At 43.9% G+C, this 17766-nt stretch carries 15 protein-coding genes; 3 read left to right on the forward strand and 12 right to left on the reverse strand.

The annotated features are described in order from the left end of the window. Positions 1-25: 25 nt before the first annotated feature. The 5 genes from serS to lrp all read right to left on the reverse strand — a co-directional run bounded on the left by serS (position 26) and on the right by lrp (position 7375). Positions 26-1333: a serine--tRNA ligase gene (gene serS, locus ACED53_RS00425; protein ID WP_017101621.1), complete on the reverse strand. Its 1308-nt coding sequence runs from the start codon at positions 1331-1333 to the stop codon at positions 26-28. Between the two features lie 142 nt (positions 1334-1475). Further along, entirely contained in the window at positions 1476-2831 is a 1356-nt protein-coding gene (locus ACED53_RS00430) for a replication-associated recombination protein A (protein ID WP_017101620.1), read from the reverse strand. A gap of 64 nt (positions 2832-2895) precedes the next feature. Next, entirely contained in the window at positions 2896-3492 is a 597-nt protein-coding gene (gene lolA / locus ACED53_RS00435) for an outer membrane lipoprotein chaperone LolA (RefSeq protein WP_029222615.1), read from the reverse strand. A gap of 75 nt (positions 3493-3567) precedes the next feature. Beyond that, entirely contained in the window at positions 3568-6717 is a 3150-nt protein-coding gene (locus ACED53_RS00440) for a DNA translocase FtsK 4TM domain-containing protein (protein ID WP_102579821.1), read from the reverse strand. A 163-nt stretch (positions 6718-6880) separates the two neighbouring features. Next, complete coding sequence (lrp, locus tag ACED53_RS00445; protein ID WP_004734558.1) at positions 6881-7375, reverse strand: leucine-responsive transcriptional regulator Lrp; 495 nt, start codon at positions 7373-7375, stop codon at positions 6881-6883. Between the two features lie 156 nt (positions 7376-7531). Here lrp and ald point away from each other — a divergent pair, with 156 nt between their 5' ends. After that, the gene (ald, locus tag ACED53_RS00450; RefSeq protein ID WP_012604392.1) at positions 7532-8656 is read left to right on the forward strand and encodes an alanine dehydrogenase; all 1125 of its coding nucleotides are present in this window, start codon (positions 7532-7534) and stop codon (positions 8654-8656) included. A 191-nt stretch (positions 8657-8847) separates the two neighbouring features. On the opposite strand, the gene ACED53_RS00455 is transcribed toward ald, so the two are convergent. Next, on the reverse strand, positions 8848-10050 hold the full coding sequence (locus ACED53_RS00455) for a methyltransferase (RefSeq protein WP_017101618.1): 1203 nt from the start codon (positions 10048-10050) through the stop codon (positions 8848-8850). Between the two features lie 166 nt (positions 10051-10216). Continuing rightward, complete coding sequence (gene cysB, locus ACED53_RS00460) at positions 10217-11191, reverse strand: HTH-type transcriptional regulator CysB (protein WP_009848858.1); 975 nt, start codon at positions 11189-11191, stop codon at positions 10217-10219. A 322-nt stretch (positions 11192-11513) separates the two neighbouring features. Between cysB and ACED53_RS00465 the strand changes: the two genes are divergently transcribed. Together ACED53_RS00465 and ACED53_RS00470 are read left to right on the forward strand one after the other, a co-directional pair. Next, on the forward strand, positions 11514-12278 hold the full coding sequence (locus tag ACED53_RS00465) for a hypothetical protein (RefSeq protein ID WP_009848859.1): 765 nt from the start codon (positions 11514-11516) through the stop codon (positions 12276-12278). 98 nt (positions 12279-12376) lie between these two features. Further along, on the forward strand, positions 12377-13171 hold the full coding sequence (locus tag ACED53_RS00470; RefSeq protein WP_017101617.1) for a tRNA-(ms[2]io[6]A)-hydroxylase: 795 nt from the start codon (positions 12377-12379) through the stop codon (positions 13169-13171). A gap of 107 nt (positions 13172-13278) precedes the next feature. Here the strand turns inward: ACED53_RS00470 and pyrF are convergent, their stop codons facing one another. The 5 genes from pyrF to rpsA all read right to left on the reverse strand — a co-directional run bounded on the left by pyrF (position 13279) and on the right by rpsA (position 17763). Then, on the reverse strand, positions 13279-13974 hold the full coding sequence (gene pyrF, locus ACED53_RS00475) for an orotidine-5'-phosphate decarboxylase (protein WP_017101616.1): 696 nt from the start codon (positions 13972-13974) through the stop codon (positions 13279-13281). Between the two features lie 122 nt (positions 13975-14096). After that, positions 14097-15272, reverse strand: a complete 1176-nt coding sequence (lapB, locus tag ACED53_RS00480; RefSeq protein WP_009848862.1) for a lipopolysaccharide assembly protein LapB — start codon at positions 15270-15272, stop codon at positions 14097-14099. Between the two features lie 12 nt (positions 15273-15284). Beyond that, positions 15285-15557 carry a LapA family protein gene (locus ACED53_RS00485; protein ID WP_012604397.1) on the reverse strand — a complete coding sequence of 91 codons (273 nt, stop codon included), beginning with the start codon at positions 15555-15557 and terminating at the stop codon, positions 15285-15287. Between the two features lie 129 nt (positions 15558-15686). Further along, on the reverse strand, positions 15687-15971 hold the full coding sequence (gene ihfB / locus ACED53_RS00490; RefSeq protein ID WP_010439923.1) for an integration host factor subunit beta: 285 nt from the start codon (positions 15969-15971) through the stop codon (positions 15687-15689). Between the two features lie 121 nt (positions 15972-16092). Beyond that, positions 16093-17763, reverse strand: a complete 1671-nt coding sequence (gene rpsA / locus ACED53_RS00495; RefSeq protein ID WP_012604398.1) for a 30S ribosomal protein S1 — start codon at positions 17761-17763, stop codon at positions 16093-16095. Positions 17764-17766 lie beyond the last annotated feature (3 nt).

Genomic DNA, 17766 nt, shown 5'->3' on the forward strand with positions numbered 1-17766 from the left:
TAAATTTGATTAACCAAAATTGGCATTAGCCGATGTGCGTTACGCCGCCCATGTATGGTTGAAGTACTGTTGGGATAGCAATACGGCCATCTGCTTCTTGGTTGTTCTCAAGAATAGCAACCATAGTACGACCAACAGCAAGACCAGAACCGTTAAGTGTGTGTACAAGTTCAGGTTTCTTCTCGCCTTTACGACGGAAACGAGCTTGCATACGACGCGCTTGGAAATCCCACATGTTTGAACAAGAAGAAATTTCACGGTATGTCTCTTGTGCTGGAACCCAGACTTCTAAGTCGTAAGTTTTCGCAGAACCGAAGCCCATGTCACCCGTACATAGAATCACTTTACGGTAAGGAAGCTCTAGAAGTTGAAGTACTTTCTCAGCGTGACCTGTTAGCTCTTCAAGCGCTGCCATTGAGTCTTCTGGCTTAGTAATTTGTACTAATTCAACTTTGTCGAATTGGTGCATACGGATAAGACCACGAGTGTCACGACCGTAAGAACCCGCTTCAGAACGGAAACATGGAGTGTGAGCTGTCATCTTAAGTGGCAGTTCAGCTTCATCAGTAATCGTGTCACGAACCATGTTCGTTACCGGTACTTCCGCAGTAGGGATAAGCGATAACGTCTTAAGCGGTACATCACTTACTTGCTCAGTTAGCGGGCTTGTGTGGAACAAGTCTTCGCCGAACTTAGGAAGTTGACCAGTACCGTATAGGCTATCGTGGTTCACTAGGTACGGTACGTACATTTCTGTGTAGCCGTGCTCATCAGTGTGAAGGTCCAGCATGAACTGAGCAATAGCACGGTGTAGACGTGCGAATTTGCCTTTCATCACGATAAAACGAGAACCAGAGATTTTAACTGCGCTAGCAAAATCAAGACCGCCAGACATTTCGCCAAGATCCACGTGATCTTTCACTACGAAGTCGTAAGTCTTAGGTTGACCCCAACGAGAAACTTCTACGTTGTCGTCTTCATCTTTACCATCTGGCACTTCTGCGTCAGGTAGGTTAGGAATTGACATTGTGATCGTTTCTAGCTCAGATTGAAGCTCAGCCAATGTTACTTTAGCTTGGTCTAGTTCTGCGCCTAAGTTGCCTACTTCTGCAAGGATACGCTCAGCTTCTTCATGGTCGCCTTTTGCTTTCGCTTGACCAATGGACTTCGATCGAGAGTTACGTAACGCTTGTAGCTCTTCAGTTTTCATCTGAAGGGACTTACGTTTTTCTTCAAGTTCACGAATTGTCTCTACATCAAGGGTGAAGCCTCGACGTGCTAATTTTGCCGCTGTTTCATCCAGCTCAGCTCGAAGTAATTTAGAATCCAGCATTGCTAATCCTATGCTTTAGTTATTTGAATATTCAGTAGATTGCTACTGAATCACTGCTAAACCCCTAAAACTGGTGCTATTTCGACCAATTTGTAACGATTTAATTGAATTTTTATGACTAGGTAACGATATCCAAAAAAGACTACTTTTCATAGCGTTTTTGTGGGCTTTTTGCGTCCAAATCCGCCAGATAATCTAGCTTCTCGCCAATTTTGGTCTCTAAGCCTCGTTTTGTTGGGAAATAGTATTGTGTTTCGCCCATTTCAGGCGGCAAATACTTTTCTCCAGCGGCGTAGGCACCTGGTTCATCATGAGCATAACGGTATTCTTGCCCGTAGCCCATGTCCTTCATCAAAGTTGTGGGTGCATTACGTAAATGATGAGGGACTTCATATTCAGGAAGGTTGTGAGCATCCGTTAAGGCTTGCTTCCAAGCCGTGTAAACAGCGTTACTCTTTGGCGCACACGCTAGATAGACAACCGCCTGCGCAATCGCACGCTCCCCTTCTGCTGGGCCAATACGCGTGAAGCAATCCCAAGCCGACATTGCGACCTGCATTGCTCTTGGATCAGCATTACCAATATCTTCAGAAGCAATCGCCAGCAAGCGTCTTACTATATACAAAGGGTCACAACCCGCTGCAATCATTCGCGCCGACCAATACAACGCAGCATCGGGATTAGAGCCTCGAATCGACTTATGAACGGCGGAGATTAGGTCGTACCAAATATCACCCTTGTTATCGAAACGAGCAACCTTCTCACCAGCCACCTCAGCTAACAACTGCAATGTTATCGCTTTCTCGCCTTTGTCGTTGTCTTCCGCCATGTCATACAGCAGCTCTAGATAGTTGAGCGACATACGTGCATCACCGTTGACCAGCTCCGCAAGACGATCTAATACGTTATCAGCAAAATCAGCCGACACATCACCCAAGCCACGCTGTTTATCTTCAATGGCTTGGCGAATGACGAGGGAGATATCCTCAGTATTAAGCGAAGTCAGTTTGTAGACACGCGCACGTGATAACAAAGCGTTGTTTAACTCAAAAGAAGGGTTTTCTGTGGTCGCGCCGATAAACGTAACCGTGCCATCTTCGATATGAGGTAAGAACGCATCTTGCTGACTTTTATTAAAGCGATGGACTTCGTCCACAAATAGAATCGTTCTACGCCCTGCTTGCTTGTTCTCACGCGCTTTTTCAATGGCGATACGAATGTCTTTTACACCCGAAGTCACTGCTGACACGCGCTCGACTTCTGCATTGGCGTAATTAGCTGCCACTTCTGCCAGCGTGGTTTTACCGGTGCCCGGAGGCCCCCATAAAATCATGGAGTGGATATGGCCCGCCTCCAACGCTCTGCGAAGGGGTTTACCTGGACCTAATATATGCTGCTGGCCGATATACTGTTCAACAGTTTCAGGTCTCATACGAGCAGCAAGGGGACGAAAATCTTCGTCCCTTGCAAAATCTAAGCTGTAATTACTCAATTGCAATCTCTTGATTCGTTGATGGCATCAATGCCTATCGACTTACTACCAAACGATCTGCCAGTTTGGATCAGTTTCTTTGGTCGTCGACCTCGACACCTTCTGGCGCCACAAAAGTAAAGCGGTCAGCAGCAGGTTTACCTAAGTCAACATTGTTAAAGGTAAACTCACCTTTTTGGCCGTCTTGTTCAATCACATTAAAGCCCTGAACAATGCCTTTCTCGGTGATGTTAATCTGGAAATCGCCCTGATTAGAGTCCACAGCCGTTGGCGTTAGCGTAAATTGGTTACCCGTTTGCGCGACGTTGTAGTTGTCCCAATCGCTTTCTTGGTTACGAGTCAGCAATACAAATGGCGTTTGCGATGTGGCTTGTTCTTGCCAGTAAATGCTCACTTGTTCAATGAACGGACTGTAGTACCACAAGCTTTGACCATCAGAGACCAATAGGTTTTCATCAGGGAAAGTCGTTTCCCAACGGAACAAGCTAGGGCGTGCAATCTCTACTGTGCCCTCGCCTTCCATCACAACATCACCGTCAGGGCTGGTGACAACTTGTTTAAAGTCAGCGCTAAAACCTGCATTCAGCGACAAGCGGCTACTCAACTCTTCTTTCGGAGAAGCAAATACTGAGAAGCTCATAAATAAAAGTGCGAATACTTTTTTCATCAATAATCCTGTTAGAACATAAGTCGGTCATGTTTTGGTTTTGACCGACTGAATAGTTATGAGTTCCTATTGGAACTAATCTTTTGGTGGCGCTGGCGCCAAGACTTCTCGGTTACCGTTATGTCCTGGCGCACTGACAATACCTTGAGCTTCTAATTGCTCAACAATTCGTGCGGCACGGTTGTAGCCGATCTTAAATCGACGTTGCACACCAGAAACTGAACCACGACGTGAATGGACAACGTGTTCGACAACTTGATCAAACAGAGGATCGACTTCTTCATCGCCTTCCATTTTCTCACCTGGTAACAGTGTTTCTGGGGTTTGGTCGCCGTTCGTAATCTCTTCAATATAGTTTGGCTTACCACGTGCTTTCCAGTTATTCACGACCGCGTGTACATCATCATCAGATGCAAACGCACCGTGTACACGAGTTGTGTGGCTTGAACCCGGTGGTAAGTACAACATATCACCCATACCCAATAATGATTCTGCACCACCTTGGTCAAGAATCGTTCGAGAGTCCGTTTTGGTTGATACAGTAAAGGCTACACGTGTCGGGATATTGGCTTTAATAAGACCCGTAATAACATCCACTGACGGGCGCTGAGTCGCTAGGATCAAGTGAACACCCGCCGCACGTGCTTTTTGTGCCAAACGAGCAATCAATTCTTCAACTTTCTTACCTACTACCATGATTAAATCGGCGAATTCATCGACGACAACTACGATGTAAGGCAGTTTTTCCAATAATGGTGCTTCAGGGTCCATGCTGTCGCCCGGTTTCCACAGAGGATCATGAATTGGGTGACCCGCTTCCGCAGCCATCTTCAATTTGTCGTTGTAGCCTTTAATGTTACGAACACCAAGTGCCGACATCAGTTTATAACGACGTTCCATTTCGCCAACACACCAACGAAGGGCGTTAGACGCATCTTTCATGTCAGTAACGACTTCAGACAATAGATGTGGAATACCTTCATAGATAGACAATTCCAACATTTTCGGGTCAATCATGATGAAACGAACGTCTTCTGGCGATGCCTTGTAAAGCATACTCAAGATCATCACGTTCACACCCACCGACTTACCAGAACCGGTGGTACCTGCAACCAGTACGTGTGGCATCTTCGATAAATCAGCAATAACCGCTTCACCTGCAATATCTTGTCCTAGAACAACGGTCGTTGGTGACGTCGCTTCTTGGAACTGAGGGCTACCTACCACATCGGAGAAGAATACGGTTTGACGGCTCATGTTCGGCAATTCCAAACCAACATAAGGTTTACCCGGTATTACCTCTACGACCCGCACTGCCAATGCAGAAAGTGAACGCGCTAAGTCCATAGAAAGACCAGAAATACGGCTCACTTTCACGCCAGGAGCCAGATCGAGTTCGAATCGAGTGATGACAGGGCCAGGGAAGATATCAACCACATCAGCTTTGATTTTGTAATCGGCTAATTTAGATTCAACAAGACGAGCAATCGCCTCTAGTGCATCGCGGTCAATAAAGGTTTCACGTTTTTCAGGGTGGAACAACAGCTCAAGTGTTGGCAATGGCTCGGCAGGTTTGGGCAAATTCACATCTTGCTGTACCAAGAACGGGTTTTGTGTCGCCGCCATATTCGCTTGCGCTTCAGATACCAGATTTTGGAATGCTGCTACATCTTGGTCTTGGTCTTGGTCTTGGTGCACAGACTCATCTTCCGTGACTTCTTCCCATGGAAGATCAACAGCAAGCTCTTCAGTTTGTTCGTTAGCTTGTTCAAACTCCGCATTACCTTGCTGGGCAGCGAAAGGCTCTTGTTGCTCAGTATTAACATCTTCAATCGATACCGGTTGGAACACTGAAGTTTGTTCATCTTGCTCTTCCGCCATATCAAACGGAGATGCTTGCACTGAAGAATCGTCTTCGATTGTTTCTTCTGTTTCATCCACTGGCGAAGCATATAAAGATTCAGGCTGAACGTCTTCTGCACCGAGTTCACCCTCGACTTCAGAGGAACTATCCGTTGCTGTTTCAGCACTATCAAAATCACTATGAGTTGGACTAACTTCCGCTTGTTCGTTTTGCATGTATTGTTGGTACGCAACCTGAGATTCATGTGCGTCAACTTGCTCTTGAGCCGCTAGATCATCTTCATACATAGCGGCGTGCTCAAGCTGCTCTATCGTTGCATTCAACTGCTTCGAACGCTCAATACCTTCTTCTAATGGTTCTTCTGGCGCTTGGTAAACAGGCGCAGCAGGGATCGGCTCAGGTTCAACTTCAGGTTGACGTTGAATATCAGACACTTCTTGAGCTGAAGCGTCTTGCTTCGCTGGCGCCTCGACAGGCATATGAATATTGTAATGGCGCTTCGGCGACGCGGCACTGTCTAGCGCATTTGTAGCCTCGCCTGAAGACTCATTGGTCGCTGAGAAGCTCATCGCAGGATCTAGTAGATCATGCTCTTTTGATTCTTTGTTATCTTCTAAAGCAGGAACATCACGGTAACTCGGCTCTTGATGACGTTCTTCGATTAAATCGCGGTCTGCCGATTCTGTTAACTGAGGTTCAAGCAGCTCTTGATCTTGGCCGCGCGCCTTATTAACGGCTGACGTAAAGAATTTGATTGCACACTCGCCTAACCATTCAACAATACTTAACCAAGAAATGCCCGTTAATAGGGTAAAGCCAGCTCCCCATAAGAAAAGAAGAACCAACGTACTGCCCAGAACGTTCAGCGTTGGAAGTGCAAGACTTGTTAATACATCACCGACTACACCACCAGATGAAAAGTACCAAATATCATCGAAGTTGATATCCGCTAAACCACAGCTAGTAAGAACAAGGACAGTCAGTCCAAGTAAACGAGTACCCCACAGCATGAAATCGATCTGCTCATCTTCATTACGTTTACGGAATAATACCCACGCAGCAACCGTCACCAAGATAGGTAAAGGATAAGCTAAAGAACCAAACACAAAGAAAAGCGTATCCGCCAACCATGCACCTACGTAGCCTCCTGCATTTTGAATATCACCACTCCAAGCCGTTTGCGACCATGATGGGTCAGCAGGGCTAAAAGTTAATAACGCAACGGCAAGTAGAATAGAGAAGAGAACACCTAGAATTAGGCTGCACTCTTTTAGACGTTGAGAACCACTTAAACGAGGAGACTGAGGCTCTTCACTCGTTTTAATGATTGTTTCTACTTTATTACTGCTCTGCTTGAACATAAACCAACTTAATAATTAAACGGGATAAAAACATCTCGAGCGGCAATAGCCGCTCGTTTCAATGAAACTACTGTTGATTTAACCATATCAAACAGAAAAACCCAATTCCAGAAAGCAAGAAAGCGGAACAAATGTCCGCTTTCTTTCATTTCACCAATTGTGATTAACGAGTTTTAATCACAAGTTGATTGGTTTGTTTCACTTCTTCCATTACAACGTAAGTTCGAGTGTCGTTTACGCCTGGTAGACGAAGTAACGTATCACCCAGTAGCTTACGGTAAGCACCCATATCAGATACACGTGTTTTTAGAAGATAGTCAAAATCACCCGACACTAAATGACACTCTTGGATGTCATCCAGTTTCTGCACAGCGGTGTTGAATTGTTCGAACACATCTGGCGCACCACGGTTCAACGTAATTTCAACAAACACTAAAAGTGAAGCATCAAGGTACTGTGGGTTCAGCAATGCTGTGTACCCAGTAATGTAACCTTGACGCTCTAAACGACGAACACGCTCAAGACATGGAGTTGGAGAAAGTCCTACTCGTTTTGAGAGTTCAACGTTTGAGATACGACCGTCTTTTTGCAACTCATTAAGAATGTTGCGGTCAATACGATCTAGTTCCTTGGACGGCTTCTTATAATTGTCTGCCATTTTTTATTCCACCTTATTACTTCCTTGCAAAAAAATATACTACAACTTTTTAATATTCAGTATCAAATTTTACTTAAACATATCTATACTAGATATTAATTCGACAGAATTACCCTACACATAGATAAAACAACCAAAATAAAATGAGGAGTCAGGATGATCATTGGCGTACCTAAGGAAATCAAGAACCACGAATACCGCGTTGGTATGACCCCAGCTAGCGTGAGAGAACTAATCTCACACGGCCACCAAGTTTTTGTAGAAACCAATGCCGGTAATGGTATCGGTTTTTCAGACGATGATTACATCGCTGTAGGCGCATCCATTCTTCCTACTGCTGCTGACGTTTTCGCGAAAGCAGAAATGATTGTAAAGGTTAAAGAACCTCAAGCTGTCGAGCGAGCTATGCTTCGCGAAGGGCAAATATTATTTACCTATTTACACCTTGCACCAGATTTTCCACAAACGGAAGAGCTAATCAAGAGCAAAGCTGTCTGCGTAGCCTATGAGACTGTAACAGATAATATGGGTCGCTTGCCACTATTAGCACCAATGTCTGAAGTCGCTGGTCGCATGTCTATTCAAGCAGGTGCACAAACACTAGAGAAATCTAACGGTGGTTGTGGTCTTCTTCTTGGCGGCGTTCCAGGTGTTGAGCCAGCAAAAGTTGTTGTTGTTGGCGGCGGTGTTGTTGGTGCTAACGCAGCACGTATGGCTGTTGGCCTTCGCGCTGATGTAACCATTCTTGATCGCAACGTAGATACTCTTCGTCGTCTTGATGAAGAATTCCAAGGTCGCGCAAAAGTGGTTTATTCTACTGAAGACGCTATTGAGAAGCATGTTCTAGAAGCTGACCTAGTGATTGGTGCAGTGCTAATCCCAGGCGCAGCCGCTCCTAAACTTGTTACAAAAGATCACATCGCTAAGATGAAGCCAGGTTCAGCGGTTGTTGATGTTGCAATCGACCAAGGTGGTTGTTTTGAAACTTCACATGCAACGACTCACGCTGATCCAACTTACATCGTTGATGACGTAGTTCACTACTGTGTTGCTAACATGCCAGGTGCCGTTGCTCGTACTTCTACTTACGCACTAAACAATGCAACACTTCCTTACATTGTTAAGCTAGCGAACAAAGGCTACCGCGAAGCACTTCTATCTGATGAAGGTTTCCTAGAAGGCCTAAACGTAATCCACGGTAAAGTGACTTGTAAAGAAGTTGCAGAGAGCTTTGACCTAGAATACGTAGCGCCTGCAGAAGCAATCGCGATGTTTAATTAATGATGTAATGGCTAACTGAACGCAATAACCTTCTCGTTGAAGCGTTCAGTTAACTCATACACATTAAACAAAAAGCCAGTACGACATAATGTCGCGCTGGCTTTTTTGTATTTATCACTTTTTTGTACTTATAGCTTTATTTTGCATTCATGATTTTAGATCGTAAAAACACGTACCAGTGCTGTTTACCGCTAGCGCTCGATCTTAACCCCATGAATCAATAGGTTTCTTGGCGTTACACTACGTTCGCAGAACTCTTCAATCGAAGCTTGATAACCTTGTTCTTGCAGATAAATGGCACGATCTAAGGCCAACCATATCTCTAAAGGTCTTCTAAAAACTTGTTGAACTAAACTCAGCTTTTCCATTTCCCAGAAAAGCGCTTCGCCTTGAATTAAATAAGAGTCAAAATCAATATCTGAACCCAGCGATATATCTTTCACTTCAGATGCCCAGCAACAAAATGATTCAAAGCCTTCGGATAGCTCCGATTTCTTGATGCTTGGTACAGGAATGTACTCGTCGACACCAAGCTCACCCTTAAGTAGTTGGCTAAAGCCTAATCGGTAACTCATTTCTGACTGACGGTGTCTTTTTACTCTTTCACCACCAGTGACGGTTTCTTGAAGCGGGATTCTTAAGTCGCTCTTGCTCAACGTTAATGCTGAGCTTTTCGCAACGGATGACATCGCTTGGTAGCTTTCATCGCGAATAAGATGGTAGCAACATGGAGAAATGGTGACTGCAGGAAGCCCATGTGAAACAGATTTCTTCACTAATTCAACATGAAGATCACCACAAGCGTGAAGAGCAACAGCATGTTGATTTGAGTTAAACACCCGATCTGCATCTTTTGAAAACGCGTCACCTTGAACAAAGTCCATCTCTAGTTTCTGGTCATCTGCAATCTTTTGCCCGCTTTCACACAACGATTGTTGCCACTCAAAGCTAGTGACCTTTTGAGCTGATTGCTGAGATAAGATTCGACCGAGAAAGCCTTTGCCAGAACACCATTCAAGCCACTCTTTACCATGATGCTCTTTTAATGAAGCCTCTCCCATCGCGACAATTTGTTGCAGCTTTCTGCCGGGGATACCATCGGCAGTACCGCGCGGAAGATCAAGCCCAACTAAAGCCGAATTATCAAACTGGATGTGTTGATTGGCATTCCCTAACTCTGGGAGAAAACGCATAAGTTCCGAAATCAGAACTTGAGGCTGTTCTTTTAGCGTTTGAATGCGTTCAATACTCAAACCATCTAACCAATCGACAAGTGGAAGGTTCACGTCTGTCCATGGCTGATCGTGAGTTTGGCATAGGTGAAAAGGCTCTGAACGCCAGTAAATCTGGTGCTCTAGCAAAAATGAATCGAGTATTTTAAATCGTGAATACATGCTTCCCCCTATGGTGCGAGGATTGTAGGGGTAAGAGGCCAAAATGGAAAGGAAGGTTACAAATTGAGGTTGTATAAAGACTACCTACCAGCAAGCAAACCACAAATGTTAAATGAAAACGGCCTGTAAACAGGCCGAATTGGGTATCTAGGCAAGACTATGACCCTTAGCGAACGGGTAAGTCGATGTCTTTAAACATCTCTTCGATCTCTTCATTCGATTTCAAAGAAATAGCTTGCTCAACTACTGGGCGAGTTAAGTGCGGTGCAAAACGCTCCATGAAATCGAACATGTAAGAACGTAAGAAAGTACCCTTTCTAAAGCCAATACTTGTGGTACTCGCACCAAACAAGTGGCTCGCGTCAATAGCAACCAAGTCTGTATCTTGCTCGTGGTCAATCGCCATGCTTGCAATTACACCCACCCCGATTCCCATCCGAACATAAGTTTTAATCACATCAGCATCCGTCGCGGTAAACACAACACGCGGTGTTAAGCCTACTTTGTTAAATGCTGTATCCAGCTCGGAACGGCCAGTAAAACCAAATACATAAGTCACGAGAGAATAAGCGGCAAGATCTTCAATCGAGATATTTCGTTTCTGTGCAAGAGGGTGATCTTTCGTTACCACGATCGAACGGTTCCAATGATAACAAGGCAGCATAATTGCATCTTGATAAAGGTGTAGCGCTTCCGTTGCAATCGCAAAGTTCGCTGTACCCTTAGCTACCGCTTCTGACATCTGGCTTGGCGTGCCTTGATGCATGTGAAGCGACACTTTTGGATAACGCGCCGTGAAACCTTTAATCACATCAGGGAGTGCATAACGAGCTTGAGTATGAGTGGTTGAAATATTCAATGTGCCCATCTCAGGATGAGTGTGCTCACCCGCAACCGCTTTAATACTCTCAACACGAGCCAAAATCTCTTGAGAGATACGAATAATATCCTCACCGGCTTGTGTAACCTGAGTTAAATGCTTACCGCTACGCTCAAATATTTGAATGCCTAGCTCATCTTCAAGTAATCTAACCTGTTTACTTATGCCGGGCTGAGATGTGTACAAACTCTCTGCTGTCGCTGAAACATTTAGGTTATGGTTTAGAACCTCAACAATGTACTTCAGTTGCTGTAACTTCATATCTAACCTCGTAATCCTTTACTCATTTCTGCGCTAACTTATTTGCAAATAGAGCGTTATAGTCTCGTGTAATATAATTAATAGTTATAACGCTTCGAGAACTAAAATGACAGAAATATCGAGCTTTTAAAGCGTAACAAATAAAAATATCACTGACGCTTTGTAAGCCACTCCTCATTCTCACACATTAGTTAGTAAATTTTGATTGCCGATTGCGCTCAACAAGAGATAATCAAAAATTGTAATTTACAAGTGCCTATACACAATGGAATCGTGTATCCTCTCTAGTTAGCTATAGAAAACAATAAGCAGACACAAATATATGAATATTGGTTTAATAATCGCCTTGGTAGCCGTGCTTTTGGTGTTGGTTTTAGGCTACAACATCATGCTTCAATACAAAGTTAAGGTAGAAACAACGAAGAAACAGGAAGCTTCTCGTTATCTAACCATTATAGATGGAACAGAAGAGTTAATTGGCAATGCTCACCACATGCCGTTTAGCCAAGATCTTCTTATATGCTTAAACAATCGAATTCTTGATGCATTAGTTAATATGTATGAACTCGATCCTAAAAATAAGCAGCTTGCCCAACGCATCGAAAGCGTAAAGCAACAAATCACTCAGCTTAAAGAGAACCACCAAGGGGGCGAAAGCACCGCTTTTCGCATGCCTAGTAGTGACAAACAAGCAATCATGATGCTTAAGCTAGTTAAACGCTTGCGTGACACGGTTCGTAACGAGCACAATAAAGGACGTTTTAATACTCAAGCTTTTGTGGTTGAAAACGCTCGCTTAGAAACAATCCAAATTCGCATCAACATCGAGAATGTTATCAAACGTGCAAATGACTCGATATCTCGTGGACAGCCTGGCACAGCGATTCAACTGTTGCGCAAAGGCATCGATGCATTAGCCACTAAAAACGACGCATACTCCAATCAAGCGAAAGACAAGCTACAACAGATGCTTGACGATCTTGATCAGAAGCGCCTAAATAAAAACGCAGAAGATTTACAGCAGATGGAATCGAAAGAGCGTGAAGATGACATGGATGCTCTATTCGGTCAGAAGAAAAAATGGTAACGCTCTAACTCAACACTTAAAGGCCGCTCTATTTAAATTAGCGGCCTTTTTTGTACCTGTGGAATTTCCTTTCTCCGTATAGGGGGATCTCTTAAGCTATGATAAAATCCCGCATTATCAACAAACTTGCCCTTACCATGTATCAAGAATTATTAGCCCCTATACACTCTTTTCTTAAAGCTGAAACGCCAGATTCATGGATAGATGAAGCCAAGAAGCCTGAAAACCTTCATATCATTCTACGCGATCACATGCTTTGTGAACTTAAAGCAGCTCAAAGTGCTTTGTTCCTTATCCGTAAATATGCGGTAGATAAAGAAAGCGCGAAGCAACTGAATGAGTGGATTTTGCCCTACGAGCAATTTGCTTACCGTCGTATTGGAGACTTAGAGTCTCTACGTGGTAAAAGCAATGTATCAAAGCAAATTACAGCGAAAGAAGGCTGTAATTACGGTGCTGACTTGATCGATAAGATGGTATTGCTGATCAAAGAAGAGCTGCATCACTTCTACCAAGTGATGGAATTAATGGTAAAAAAAGGCGTGACTTATCAACCGATCGAGGCGGGTCGCTACGCTAAGGGGTTAATCAAGCAAGTTAAAACTTACGAGCCTGATGCTCTGGTTGATAAGCTTATTATCGGTGCATTTATTGAAGCTCGCTCTTGTGAACGCTTTGCTAAGCTGGCTCCTTTCTTAGAAGAAGACATGGAAAAGTTTTACGTATCTCTACTTCGTTCAGAAGCTCGTCACTATCAAGACTATCTTGAACTCGCGGAAAAAATCGCAGGGAAAGATATCTCTGAGCGTATTGCTCATTTTGCGCAAGTTGAAGCAGAGCTTATCACTTCAGAAGACAGCGACTTTAAGTTTCATAGTGGCGCTCCGGTTTAAGCCGTTTAGAACAAGTCTACTCCAGACCAATTCTGTATTTAGTACACCTATAAGAAGGCCAGCAAATTGCTGGCCTTCTTTATTGGAATTACGACTTAATGATAAGCTTAAGCTAGCGTGCCGTTGATTTCAGCAAGTACTGATGCAGGGTCTGCTGCTTGAGTAATTGGACGACCGATAACAAGATAGTCAGAACCTGACTCAATCGCCTTAGAAGGCGTCATGATACGCTTCTGGTCACCAACATCAGCGCCTACAGGACGAATACCTGGAGTTACTAGTTTGAACTCCTGACCAAGTGCACCTTTGAGCAAAGAAGCCTCTTGTGCAGAACATACAACACCGTCTAGGCCTGAGTTTTTAGTCAAAGACGCTAAGCGCATCACTTGTTGCTGTGGCTCTAGATCCAGACCGATACCCGCTAAGTCAGATTGCTCCATACTGGTTAGTACCGTCACACCGATTAACAATGGACGATCTTTACCATATGGTTCCAAAATTTCACGAGAAGCCGTCATCATACGCTCGCCACCACTCGCGTGCACGTTCACCATCCACACGCCCATCTCAGCGGCAGCACGTACCGCCTTTGAACATGTGTTCGGGATATCGTGGAACTTAAGGTCCAAAAACACAGAGAAACCACGTTTATGTAATTCACGAACAAATTCAGGGCCAAACAGAGTAAACATCTCTTTGCCAACTTTTAGGCGGCAAGATGCTGGGTCAATACGATCGACAAAGGCTAACACATCCGCTTGGTTATCATAATCCAATGCTACAATGATTTTTTGGTCGTTCATTTCATCTCCTAACGCAGTTAACTTTCTACAAAATATTTATACCAATCAGGCCATAAATAACAGTCATAAAAATGCAGCCCGAAAGCTGCAATTAATAATTTGGTCTTAAAATGACCACAAATCTATTCACCATCAAGCCCACGAATAGGCTTGATCGTTCCCCACCCCTTACATGAAGGGCAGTGCCAATACATTGAGTGAGTTGAGAAACCACACTGACGGCATCGGTAATGAGGCTTAACCTTGAGTTGTTCACCAACCATAGATTGAAGCGTTGTTAAGCTGTCTTTGGCTCTACCTTCTTCCGCTTCCTCTAGGTGATAATCAATTAATCGATAAAAACCTTTCATGGTTGGGTTTTTAACAAGCTGCTTTGTCAGTAGCTCTTGAGCAGAGCCAACATCTTCATGGTCGGCAACGAGTTGAGCCAGCATCAACTCAGCGGAAACACCGGCTTTCTTCTGAATACACGCTTTAAGGAACTCGACCAACTGCGCTTCTTGTCCAAGTTTGTGGTAACACTCAGCAAGCGTTGGCAGGACTTCACTAATGAAGTCGATATCTTGCTCGAGAACTGACTCTAAATAAGTAATTGTCTTGTGATAATCTTCATTGGCTAAATAGAATTTTCCTAAAGCAATACTGGCTCGAACACATTTAGGGTCTTCTGAAAGGGCCTTCTTGAAGTGCTGAAGCGCTTTAGGGCGGTTGCCGTCGGCTTGTTCTTGCATCGCAAGCTCACACCAGAAGTGTGCAACCATCGCACGCGTCTTCATTTTCTTCTTGCTCAGTTTAACTAAGATATTCCCGTAATGAATCGCTTTATTCCACTCACGCGTTTGCTGATAAATGGCAACCAACTGCTGTAAAGCGCCTTCTTTATGATCAGGCTCTTCTACAAGCTGTTCAAAAATTTTCTCTGCGCGATCAAGAAAGCCTGAGACCGTATAGTCTTTAGCTAATTGTTGCAATGCGAGGTTTTTTTGATCAAGGGTAAGCCCAGATCGAGAGATAAGATTTTGGTGAATACGAATAGCGCGGTCGACTTCGCCTCTTGAGCGGAACAAGTTGCCCAAAGCCAAATGAGTATCGATGGTTTCATTGTCTACTTGAAGTAATTCAATGAAGTGATCAACCGCTTTGTCAGATTGGTCTGACAGTAATAGGTTCAAACCCGTCACGTATTGGCGGGAGATCTGGTGTGATTGCTTTTGTTTTTCTTGCTGAGCATTACGATTACCCATATACCAACCATAAGCGGCTGCGATGGGCAAAAGTAAGAACAGTAACTCTAACATCAAATATGGCCTTTAAGCTTTAGTTTCAGCAGCGACCTGCTTTGATTGCTTATTGAGTTGCTTCTTCAAGCGATGAATTTTTAGTTGAGATCGCATGTGCATATTTCCAAAGACTAACCAAGCAAGAGCAAAACCTGAAACGAATACAACACCTAGCAAGCTTGAGAGGTGGAAGTCACCTTGCGCTAGCAAATAATTGAAATTCACAATTGTTTGGTTTTGAGAGCCTAAAGCCAGTGCCATTAGGAAAAGTGCGATAACAGCGACTATTTTTATAATTTTCATAGTTCATCACTCATTGATTAGTTAGCTGTACGATTATGCAGGAAAATTACTAATCAGACCACCATATTATGGTCATAAAAAAGCGGCATACATTATAGTATACCGCTTTTCTTAATTCCGATAATTAGTCTACAACCCTGAGTTTACTCGCTCGCGTAGCTCTTTACCTGGTTTGAAGTGAGGAACGTATTTACCTTCCAACTCAACCTTGTCACCAGTTTTAGGATTACGTCCAACACGAGGTTCACGGTAATGCAGAGAAAAGCTGCCAAAGCCGCGAATTTCGATTCGATCACCACTTTCTAGTGTTGAAGCCATGTGCTCTAAAATGTCTTTTACAGCGTCTTCAATTTCTTTTGCAGAAAGATGCGTTTGCTCAGCGCACAGTCTTTCAATCAATTCAGACTTAGTCATAGTTACCCTCGTTGGTTTTCTTTTTAGAAATTATAGACCTATAGGAAAAATAAGCAAAAAAAAAGGAGCCTTACGGCTCCTTTCTTGGCTAGATAGCTATAATTCTCTTAATGAGAAGCTATTATTCGCCTTTAGCAGCTTTGAATGCGTCTGCCATTGCGTTACCGAACGCGCCTTCATCAGACTTGTTCAGTGAAGCCATTGCTTCTTGCTCATCAGCTTCATCTTTAGCTTTGATAGATAGGTTGATTACGCGGTTCTTACGGTCTACACCAGTGAACTTCGCTTCAACGCTGTCGCCAACGCTTAGGATTAGAGATGCATCTTCGATACGGTCACGAGAAACTTCAGAAGCACGTAGGTAGCCTTCAACGCCTTCGATTAGCTCGATAGTAGCGCCTTTAGCGTCAACTGCAGTTACAGTACCGTTTACAAGAACACCTTTCTTGTTGTCAGCAACGTATGCGTTGAACGGGTCGTTTTCCATTTGCTTAACGCCAAGAGAAATACGCTCACGCTCTGCATCTACTGCTAGAACAACAGCAGAGATTTCGTCGCCTTTCTTGTATTCACGTACAGCTTCTTCGCCGGCAGCGTTCCAAGAAATGTCAGATAGGTGTACAAGACCGTCGATACCGCCTTCTAGACCGATGAAGATACCAAAGTCAGTGATAGACTTGATCTTACCAGTAACTTTGTCGCCCTTAGCTTGCATTTCTGCAAATGACTGCCATGGGTTAGCTTTACACTGTTTCAGACCTAGAGAGATACGACGACGTTCTTCGTCGATATCAAGAACCATAACCTCAACTTCGTCGCCAACATTAACAACTTTAGAAGGGTGGATGTTCTTGTTAGTCCAATCCATTTCAGAAACGTGTACTAGACCTTCAACGCCTTCTTCGATTTCAACGAAGCAGCCGTAGTCAGTTAGGTTTGTAACACGACCAGAAAGCTTGTGACCTTCTGGGTAACGCTTAGCGATTGCTACCCATGGATCTTCGCCTAGTTGCTTAAGACCTAGTGAAACACGAGTGCGCTCACGATCGAACTTAAGAACTTTAACTAGGATTTCGTCACCAACGTTAACGATCTCTGATGGGTGCTTAACGCGCTTCCAAGCCATATCTGTGATATGTAGAAGACCGTCAACACCGCCAAGATCAACGAATGCACCGTAGTCAGTAAGGTTCTTAACGATACCTTTAACTTCAGTACCTTCTTGTAGAGTTTCAAGAAGTTCGTCACGCTCAACACTGTTTTCAGATTCGATAACAGCACGACGAGAAACAACAACGTTGTTACGCTTCTGGTCTAGCTTGATTACTTTGAACTCTAGCTCTTTGTTTTCTAGGTGAGCAGTGTCACGGATAGGACGCACGTCTACTAGAGAACCTGGAAGGAAAGCACGGATACCGTTAAGTTCAACAGTGAAACCGCCTTTAACTTTACCGTTGATGATACCAACAACAGTTTCAGCTTCTTCACAAGCTTTCTCAAGTACGATCCAAGCTTCGTGACGCTTAGCTTTCTCACGAGAAAGTTGAGTTTCACCGAAACCATCTTCAACAGCGTCTAGAGCTACGTCTACTTCAGCACCAACTTCAACTTCAAGTTCGCCAGCAGCGTTCTTGAATTGTTCAGCAGGGATAGCAGATTCAGACTTAAGACCAGCGTCTACAAGAACGTAACCGTTCTCGATAGCTACTACAGTACCTTTAACGATGCTGCCTTGTTGGAATTCAGTTTCAGATAGAAACTCTTCAAAGAGTTGAGCAAAAGATTCAGTCATTAT

Origin of the sequence: Vibrio sp. 1F169 (genome assembly GCF_041439605.1) — a bacterium.
In the GTDB taxonomy this organism is placed as follows: domain Bacteria; phylum Pseudomonadota; class Gammaproteobacteria; order Enterobacterales; family Vibrionaceae; genus Vibrio; species Vibrio tasmaniensis_A.